The following is a 2,483-nucleotide window of genomic DNA, read 5'->3' as shown; positions in this document are numbered from 1 at the left end:
CCGCGGCTGGTTGTCGCCGTTGGATTCCACCTCAATTTTCCGGATGCCCCGCATCCGGATGCACAATCAAAAGAGTTACCGAACCGGACAACCCGTCCACGACATTGGAGGAATTTGTGACCGAGTACGTACTGCCCGAGCTCGACTATGACTACGCAGCGCTGGAACCGCACATCTCCGCGAAGATCATGGAGCTGCACCACAGCAAGCACCACGCCGCCTATGTGGCCGGCGCCAACAACGCCCTGGCCCAGCTGGCCGAGGCGCGCGAAAAGGGCGACTTCGCCAACATCAACCGCCTCTCCAAGGACCTCGCGTTCCACACCGGCGGCCACATCAACCACTCCGTCTTCTGGAAGAACCTCTCACCGGACGGTGGCGACAAGCCCGAGGGCGAGCTCGCGGCGGCCATTGACGACGCCTTCGGCTCGTTCGACGCGTTCCGTGCGCAGTTCAGCGCCGCGGCACTGGGCCTGCAGGGCTCCGGCTGGGGCTTCCTGGCCTACGAGCCCATCGGCGGCAACCTGGTCATCGAGCAGCTCTACGATCAGCAGGGCAACGTCGCACTCGGCACCACCCCGCTGCTGATGCTGGACATGTGGGAGCACGCCTTCTACCTGGACTACGTCAACGTCAAGGCGGACTACGTCAAGGCCTTCTGGAACATCGTGAACTGGGCCGACGTCGCCAAGCGCTTCGACGCCGCCCGCAAGAACGCGACGGGTCTCATCACCCTCTAGGCAGGTCCCTTTACCCTGCACAGGGTGACGGAATCGACTTCCGTTTGTAACAAACCTCACATTACGGGCCCTTCGGCCCGAAATGTGGACGGACTGCCCCTGCACTTGCGGGGGCAGTCCCGGTTAAACGTAAGATGGATCACGGAAGGCGGTTAGCCTTCAGCAATGTGGCTGGTCGCCCTCCGATCTGGTAATTATCTCTGCCCAATGGCGTGCGGGATCTGTTAGTTGGCTTGAACGCCTTCTCAACTAGTCGTGCTCGCAAGAGCACCAAGGAGACTGAAAACGTGACGACCCGTATTGGCATCAACGGCTTTGGCCGTATCGGCCGCAACTACTTCCGCGCCGCCCTCGCACAGGGCGCAGACCTCGAGATCGTTGCGGTCAACGACCTCACCAGCCCGGAAGCCCTCGCTCACCTCTTCAAGTACGACTCCGTGGGCGGCCGCCTGGCCGAAACCATCGAGGTCAAAGACGGCAACATCGTCGTCGACGGCAACATCATCAAGGTCCTCGCCGAACGCGATCCCGCGAAGCTGCCCTGGGGCGAGCTCGGCGTCGACATCGTCATCGAGTCCACCGGCTTCTTCACGAAGGCCGCCGATGCGCAGAAGCACATCGACGCCGGCGCCAAGAAGGTCCTCATCTCCGCCCCCGCGTCGGATGAGGACATCACGATCGTGATGGGCGTCAATGACGGCCTGTACGACAACGCCACGCACCACATCATCTCCAACGCCTCCTGCACCACCAACTGCCTCGGCCCGCTGGCCAAGGTCATCAATGACGCCTTCGGCATCGAGCGTGGCCTGATGACCACCATCCACGCCTACACCGCCGACCAGAACCTGCAGGACGGCCCGCACAAGGACCTCCGCCGCGCCCGCGCCGCCGCCATCAACATGGTGCCCACCTCCACCGGTGCGGCCAAGGCAATCGGCCTGGTCCTGCCGGAGCTCAAGGGCAAGCTCGACGGCTACGCCATCCGCGTGCCCGTTCCCACCGGCTCCGCCACCGACCTGACCGTCACGGTTTCCCGCGAGACCACGGTCGCCGAAGTCAACGCCGCCCTCAAGGCAGCATCGGAGACCGAGGAGCTCAGGGGCCTGCTGACCTACACCGACGAGCCGATCGTCTCCTCCGACATTGTCGGCGACCCGGCATCGTCCATTTTCGATTCCGGCCTGACCAAGGTGATCGGCGACCAGGTCAAGGTTGTGTCCTGGTATGACAACGAGTGGGGTTACTCCAACCGCCTCGTGGACCTCACGGAGCTTGTCGCGTCCAAGCTGGGCTAGGGTAAGACTCATGACATTTCACACCCTCAACGAACTGATCGCTGATGGTGTCCGCGGGCGGTACGTTCTGGTCAGAAGTGACCTGAACGTGCCGCTCGACGGCTCTACAGTGACTGACGACGGCCGTATCAAGGCCTCCCTGCCAGTGCTGGCGAAGCTCACGGACGCCGGTGCCCGCGTGCTGGTCACAGCACACCTCGGCCGCCCCAAGGGCGCGCCGGAGGAGAAGTACTCCCTCAAGCCCGCAGCCGCACGGCTGGCCGAGCTTGCCGGGTTCAAGGTCTCCCTTGCCGCCGACACGGTTGGCGAGTCGGCCAAGGAGCTCTCCGCGGCGCTGCAGGACGGCGAAGTGCTGGTCCTGGAAAACGTGCGCTTCGACGCGCGGGAGACCTCCAAGGACGACGCCGAGCGCGGCGCCTTCGCGGACGAGCTGGTCGCCCTCACC

Annotated in this window: 3 protein-coding genes; all 3 read left to right on the top strand. The window is 63.9% G+C overall.

Annotation, left to right across the window (positions count from 1 at the left end; all coding sequences use genetic code 11):
• Positions 1–116: 116 nt before the first annotated feature.
• Entirely contained in the window at positions 117–740 is a 624-nt protein-coding gene (locus LQV45_RS25745) for a superoxide dismutase (RefSeq protein WP_028276840.1), read from the top strand.
• A gap of 287 nt (positions 741–1,027) precedes the next feature.
• Positions 1,028–2,038 (top strand): type I glyceraldehyde-3-phosphate dehydrogenase, encoded by a 1,011-nt coding sequence (gene gap, locus LQV45_RS25740; RefSeq protein WP_028276841.1) that lies wholly within the window; start codon positions 1,028–1,030, stop codon positions 2,036–2,038.
• Positions 2,039–2,048: 10 nt separating this feature from the next.
• A partial coding sequence (pgk, locus tag LQV45_RS25735; protein ID WP_230009477.1) for a phosphoglycerate kinase occupies positions 2,049–2,483 on the top strand: 435 nt, incomplete at its 3' end.

Source organism: Microbacterium sp. Bi128 (assembly GCF_918698205.1).
The sequence above is the reverse complement of the archived record's forward strand: the minus strand, read 5'-3'. Positions and strand labels throughout refer to the sequence as shown.